General features: G+C 68.9%; 5 protein-coding genes and 1 pseudogene. 1 reads left to right on the forward strand and 5 read right to left on the reverse strand.

Annotated elements, in window-relative coordinates; translation table 11 throughout:
* Position 1: 1 nt before the first annotated feature.
* The 5 genes from E3T23_RS14125 to E3T23_RS14145 form a co-directional block, all read right to left on the reverse strand.
* Positions 2-1,090: an LLM class flavin-dependent oxidoreductase gene (locus tag E3T23_RS14125; RefSeq protein WP_134371159.1), complete on the reverse strand. Its 1,089-nt coding sequence runs from the start codon at positions 1,088-1,090 to the stop codon at positions 2-4.
* A gap of 119 nt (positions 1,091-1,209) precedes the next feature.
* A complete protein-coding gene (gene rpsO, locus E3T23_RS14130; protein WP_134366400.1) occupies positions 1,210-1,479 on the reverse strand; it encodes a 30S ribosomal protein S15 in 270 nt (89 codons plus the stop codon).
* Between the two features lie 188 nt (positions 1,480-1,667).
* Positions 1,668-2,804, reverse strand: a complete 1,137-nt coding sequence (locus E3T23_RS14135; protein ID WP_134371160.1) for an AI-2E family transporter — start codon at positions 2,802-2,804, stop codon at positions 1,668-1,670.
* 119 nt (positions 2,805-2,923) lie between these two features.
* Entirely contained in the window at positions 2,924-4,720 is a 1,797-nt protein-coding gene (locus E3T23_RS14140; protein WP_198416229.1) for a BCCT family transporter, read from the reverse strand.
* A 205-nt stretch (positions 4,721-4,925) separates the two neighbouring features.
* Positions 4,926-5,816 carry an LLM class flavin-dependent oxidoreductase gene (locus E3T23_RS14145; protein WP_134371162.1) on the reverse strand — a complete coding sequence of 297 codons (891 nt, stop codon included), beginning with the start codon at positions 5,814-5,816 and terminating at the stop codon, positions 4,926-4,928.
* Between the two features lie 257 nt (positions 5,817-6,073).
* Here E3T23_RS14145 and E3T23_RS14150 point away from each other — a divergent pair.
* Positions 6,074-6,357: pseudogene (locus E3T23_RS14150) on the forward strand (M4 family metallopeptidase); the annotation flags it as partial.

The following is a 6,357-nucleotide window of genomic DNA, read 5'->3' on the forward strand; positions in this document are numbered from 1 at the left end:
CCTATCCGGCCGCGAGCAGTTCGGCGGGGAGCTGTTCGCCGTGGAGCAGTCCGGCGGCGAGCAGTTCCAGCGTGCGCTCACGACCGGGTGAGGTGGCCGCGTCGGCGCCCGTGTGTGCGGAGGCGATCGGCTGCAGCATGACCTCGTCGACCCCGAACTGTGCCGCGAGGGCACGGATGCGCGTGGCCGCGGCGACGGGTTCGTCGATGATCCAGGTGGCCGCCATCCGTTCGGTCATCTCGAGCAGCGCCGGGGCCATGGGCGCGGCGGCGGCCTCTTCGACCGTCGCGAGCGGGCCGAGGGGCAGGCCCGAACGCAGGCGCGCCATCTGCTGCATCTGCGGCAGCGCGAGGGCCAGGGCCTCGGCCCTGGTGTCGGCCACCGACACGTTCAGGGTGAGGATCGTGCGGGGTGCGTCGAGGGACTCGCTGGGCGTGAACCCGCGGCGGTACAGGTCGAGGGCCTGGGTGGTGCCGTCCCCGGCGAAGTGGTTGGCGAAGACGTAGGGCATGCCCTGGCGGGCCGCGAGCCGGGCCGAGTATTCGCTGGAGCCGAGCAGCCAGATTTCGGGCATCGCGGTGGCGGCGGGCGTCGCGTGCAGGGTGTATTCCTGGCCGGAGGTGAGGCTGAGTGACGCACCGTCCGGGTGCAGCAGAGCCGTGATGTCGGCGATGTTGCGCGGGAACGCGTCCACCTCGCTGACGGCTCCGCTGGAGCGCAGCAGAGCGGTGATCATCGGGTCGCTGCCGGGCGCTCGTCCCAGCCCCAGGTCGATGCGGCCGGGGAAAGCGGCCTCGAGGATGCCGAACTGCTCGGCGATCACGAGCGGCGAGTGGTTGGGCAGCATGACTCCCCCTGAGCCGACCCGGATACGTTCGGTCTGCGCCGCGAGAATGCCGATCAGCACGGGCGGGTTCGTCGATGCGACCGCCTGCATGTTGTGGTGCTCAGCCACCCAGTACCGGGTGTAGCCGAGCCGGTCCGCGCTCTGGGCGAGGTGCACGGCTGCCGCGATCGCCTGAGCGGAGCTCTGCGAGGTGCGGACGGGGATCAGATCGAGCACGGAGAGGCTCAGCGCGGAGGGAGACATTGCTGGGGGAAACCCCGCCGGGCACGGGGATATTCCCGGTTCCGGGCAGACGAAACGGGCCGCCACCCGAAGGGTGACGGCCCGTTTGTAAGAAGATCGCGGTGTCTTCGAAAAGTGCCTTAGCGGCGCAGTCCGAGGCTGCCGATCAGCGTGCGGTACCGGGTGATGTCGATATCCGACAGGTAACCGAGCAGACGACGGCGCTGACCAACCATGAGAAGCAGGCCACGACGCGAGTGGTGGTCGTGCTTGTGCTCTTTCAGGTGCTCCGTGAGGTCCAGGATGCGCTGCGTGAGCATGGCAATCTGAACTTCGGGGGACCCGGTGTCGCCTGGGTGGGTAGCGTACTTTTCGATGATCGCCTTCTTTGCATTAGCTTCGAGTGCCATAGATGGGATCCCCTTTCTCTCACTGCGCGGTGCCCGGGGCCGAATGCCTGGGCTCTCTTGTTCCGCGGCCGTCAAACGGCAACCGTCCGAGTTTAGCAGAGTCGGAGCGAACGTCCGGCGGCAGTCAGACGCTGCGGGCGGTGGGCGCGCAGGCGGACTGGGTCTGCCGCTGGTTTCGCCACCTTGGCCTACGCGGGATTCGCGGGCCGTACAGTCTTCCGTCGTCGCCGGAAGGCGAACTTCTCCCGCTGGGTGATCGACTGGTCCGGCCCGTCCCACACCTTGATCATCGCCCAGCCCACCGCCACGATCGGGACGGCGAGCACGGCCCCGGCGATGCCACCGAGGATGGTGCCCACGGTCAGGGCGACGAGGATCACGAGCGGATGCAGTTTCAGCGAACCCGCCATCACCACCGGGTTGAGCAGGTCGCCCTCGAGCTGGTTGACCACGATCACGATGGCCACGACGATCAGCGCCACGAGCGGCCCGTTGGCCACCAGGGCTACAAGGGCCGCCAGGATGCCCGCGATGGTCGCACCGATCAGCGGGATGAACGCGGTGAGGAACACGATCACGGCCAGCGGCAACGCCAGCGGAACCTGCAGGATGGCCAGCCCGACGCCGATCAGAACGGCGTCGAACAGGGCGATGATCGCCGTACCGCGCACGTACTGGCCGAGGACCTCCGGAGTGACGTCGCCGATCCGGTGGGCGCGTTCGAGACCCTCGCCGTGCAGGAAACGCAGGAAGAACCTCCAGATCTGGCCGCCGTCCTTGAGGAAGAAGAACAGGATCACCAGCACGAGCAGGGCCCCGGTGACCAATTCCACAGCGGCGGACACGCCGGCGAGCGCGCCCGTGCCGAATTGCGCGCTCGTGACGAAGCCCACGACCGCATCGCGCACCGCGTTGAACTGCTCCGAGTCCAGTGCGAGCGGGCCCTCGACCAGCAGCCCCCGCAGTTCGTCGAGCCCGTCGCCGGCTGCGGTCACCAGGGCACCCCACTGGTTGCGCACCGCGAAGACGATCAGCGTGATGATGCCGGCGAGGATGAGCGCCCCGGTCAACAGGGTGATCCAGGTCGCGAGCATGATCGGGAGGCCGCGCTTCCGCAGCCAGCCGACCAGCGGCGCCAGCGCCGACGCCAGGATGAGCGCCACGAGCACGGGGATCACCACGAGTTTCACCTGCACGAGGGCGTAGACCGCTCCCGCGGCCAGCACGAGCACGACGATGATCTGGGCAGAGCGGATGCCCCACCGGCCGAGCCGGTCGGTCAACACGGTCTGCAAAGACAGGTGCGGAGGTTCGTTGGCGCGCATGCCAACACCATAGGCACCTGGGCCGCCCGGGTATACGGGCGACCCCGAAAACGGGCTCCCTACGAGGTCTGGGCTTTCTCGGAGACGGCGGTCGCCGATATCCGTTCCGCCAGTTCCGCCTATGCGGCGTCGTCCGACTCCGCTCGGGCATGCTCCACCGGATGCTTACGCCGCCAGAGCTTCCACCGGCGCTGCTCCCCCTCGGAGAGGGCCGCCGTGATCCGCTCGTCCATCTGGTCGCCGAAATGATCGTCGAAGTTCTCCTCCAGGTGGTCGGTGACGTTCTGCCTGATCCGGCGCGATAACTCGTCCCGGCGCTGCCGCCGTTCGAGGCGCACCAGCACCTGATGCTCCTCTTGGAACGCCTTGTAGGTGGCGACGCACATGCCGATCATCACCACGCTCACCGGGATGGCGGTCAGGATGGCCCCGGTCTGCAGCGCCGCGAGTCCGCCCGCCAGCAGCAGCGCGATCGCGACGAGGCCGCTGAGACTGGCCCAGAGGATACGGCTCCATCTGGGCGGGTTGGTGTCGCCGCCGGAGGCCAGCATGTCGATGACGAGCGAGCCGGAGTCGGCCGAGGTGATGAAGAAGATCGCCACCACGATCACGGCGATCACCGAAAGCACCCCGCCGAACGGCAAGCCGGACAGGAAATCGAAGAGGACGTTCTCGGCGATGATGCCGACTGCCGGGTCGAACAGTCCGCCGCCGTCTCCGCCGAAGGCCTGTTTGATGGCGCTGCCGCCCATGACCGCGAACCAGGCGAAGGTCACCAGGGTCGGCACCAGCAGCACGCCCGCCACGAACTCACGCACCGTTCGACCGCGGGAGATCCTGGCGATGAAGACGCCGACGAACGGCGCCCATGAGATCCACCAGCCCCAGTAGAAGACTGTCCAGGCTCCCTGCCAGTCGAGGCCGGACTGGCCGGTGAAGGAGCCGGCGTCGAACGTGAGTCCGACGACCCCCTGCAGGTAGCCGCCGATCGATTCAACGAAGACGCGGAGCAGGTAGAGCGTGGGGCCGAGGAGCAGCACCGCGACCAGCAGGAGGCCGGCCATGCCGAGGTTGATGTTTGAGAGCCATTTGATGCCTCTCCCGACGCCGCTCACGACGGAGACCGTGGCGATCAGCGTGATGATGACGATGAGCACGACGAGCAGGGTGTTGTTCACCTCGCCCACGACCCCCAGATGGCGCAGCCCGGCCGCGATCTGCTTGACGCCGAGGCCGAGGGAGGTGGCCACTCCGAAGAGGGTGCCGACGATCGCTATCACGTCGATGGCATCGCCGAGGCGGCCGCGTACTCGGTCGCCGAGAAGCGGTTCAAGGGCCCAGCGGATTGAGACCGGGCGTCCCTTGCGGTGGATGGCGTAGGCCAGCGACAGCCCGACGACGGCGTAGATGGCCCAGGCATGGAAGCCCCAGTGCAGGAACGTCTGCGACATGGCCGCCGCAGCCAGCTCCTGGCTGCTGCCCGTCACGCCGGGCTTCGGGCTGGTGAAGTGGGTCAGCGGCTCGGCGGTGCCCCAGAATACGAGGCCGATACCCATGCCGGCGGCGAAGAGCATCGAGAACCACGACATCAGTCCGAATTCGGGAACGTCGTCGTCTTGCCCGAGCTTGATGTCGCCGAAGCGGCTCATGCCCATCCAGGTGGCGAAGACCACGAACCCGGCGACGATCAGCAGGTAGTACGGCCCCAGCCCGGCAACGACCCAGCCCTGCAGCGAAGCGAGAGTGTCGCCCGTGCGGCTTGGGAAGACGATGGCGACCACGACGATGGCCAGAATGATGATGAGCGCCGGAAAGAAGACCCGCGGGGCAGGCACGATCTTGCCGCCGCTGCGGTGGCGGGAATGGTCCGGGCTTCGATTGCCGGGAGGGATCGGTGAGGAGACTGGTGCGGTCACGTAGCGCTTTCTGGATCAGAGGGATGGACCGCCGCCCACGGGTCGGGCAGGCACGGAACGGAGATAATGTCAGCCCCTCGTCGACGAGGTCTGCAGCGAAGCCGGGACCCGGTTCCAGTAGGGAAGGGGAATACCCGGGCGAAGCGACAAGCTTAGCTCTTCCGAGCCGAATCCGCGATGCCGCTGCGTCCGTGCCGCGACCGACTCAGGCGCGCGGCCCGCTGAACAGGGCCGCGGCCTGCTGCAGCACGGCCTCCGATCCGGCATAGACGCCGGCCCGGCGCGGCCAGTGGCTGATCACGTCGGTGAAGCCGAGCGCGGCAGCCCGGCCCACGGCATCCTCGAACGCTCCGATGCTGTGCAGGGAGTAGCTGCCGCCGCTGTCGAGGGACAGGTACCGGTCGATGGTGGCGGGGTCGCGACCCGCGGCCAGTGCCGTGTCCTCCAGCCGGTGCGTCAGCGCGGCCACCGACGCCCACCAGTCCTCGCCCACGGCGCCGTCCGTTCCCGTCGTCACCCAGCCGGAGCCGAATGTCGTGACCAGGCGCAGCCCTCTGGGCCCGTTCGCGGCGATGACGAACGGAACCCGCGGCGCCTGAGCCGGCACGCCGACCATCCGCGCGCCGACCGCAGTCGCCCACTCCCCGTCGAAGCTGACGCCGCCGCTGCCCGGTTCCTCGTGGCGCAGCAGCAGGTCGAGGGCCGTAACGAACTCGGCGAAGCGCTCGGCGCGCTGCCGGGGGGTGTATTCGGGCTGGCCGAGCACGGAGGCGTCGAACCCGGTGCCGCCCGAACCTACCCCCAGCAGGAACCGCCCGCCGGCGATGTCGTCGAGGGTGGCGATCTCCTTGGCGAAGGTCACCGGATGCCGGAAGTTCGGTGACGAGACGAAGGTACCCAGCCGAATCCGGGAGGTGACGACCGCCGCCGCGGTCAGCGTCGGGATGGTCGCGTACCAGGGCTGATCGGCCAGGGACCGCCAGGACAGGTGGTCGTAGGTCCAGGCGTGGTCGAAGCCGAGCTGCTCCGCACCCTGCCAACGGCGACGGGCTTGCGGCCACGAGTCCTGCGGGAGAATGACGATTCCGAAGCGCATGCTGAGAGTCTACGAAAGGCCCCCCGCCGGCACCTTCTCGCCCGGCGGCCCCGGTGCTATTAATAATGGTCGACCGGTCTTCTCTGCTCCCCAGGCAGCCGATCGGCTGCTGATGACACCAGACCCCCGTGGCGGCACCCGGCCCACGTTCCGGATGCCGCCACGGGCCTTCTCCGCCACGGGTCCCCCGGCCCCGGCCCACGCCCCAATCAGGATTTTCTGTGGTGCGCGTCGGCGCCAGGTGCCACACTCAACCCATGACAGGCTCACCGCACGGTTCCTCCCGGTGCACGATCGTGCCGCCGTATCTGCTGGTGCGGCTGGCCCGGGTCGACGATCCCCGGCTCGCTGCTGCGGCCGAGGCGGCACGGCGGTCGCTGATGCGGGACGTGCCGATCCGTGAACTGCGCGCGACGGCGCATCCGTCACCGCCGTCGACCCCTCGCCCGGGTGCGCGCGGCGGGGTGGCGCGGGTGCGCGGCCGCCTCGACCGGGCCGTGTCTGATGCCGCCGGCCTGGAGCGCCTGCCGGGCCGGCTGGT

Source organism: Cryobacterium cheniae, from assembly GCF_004403395.1.
GTDB lineage: Bacteria > Actinomycetota > Actinomycetes > Actinomycetales > Microbacteriaceae > Cryobacterium > Cryobacterium cheniae.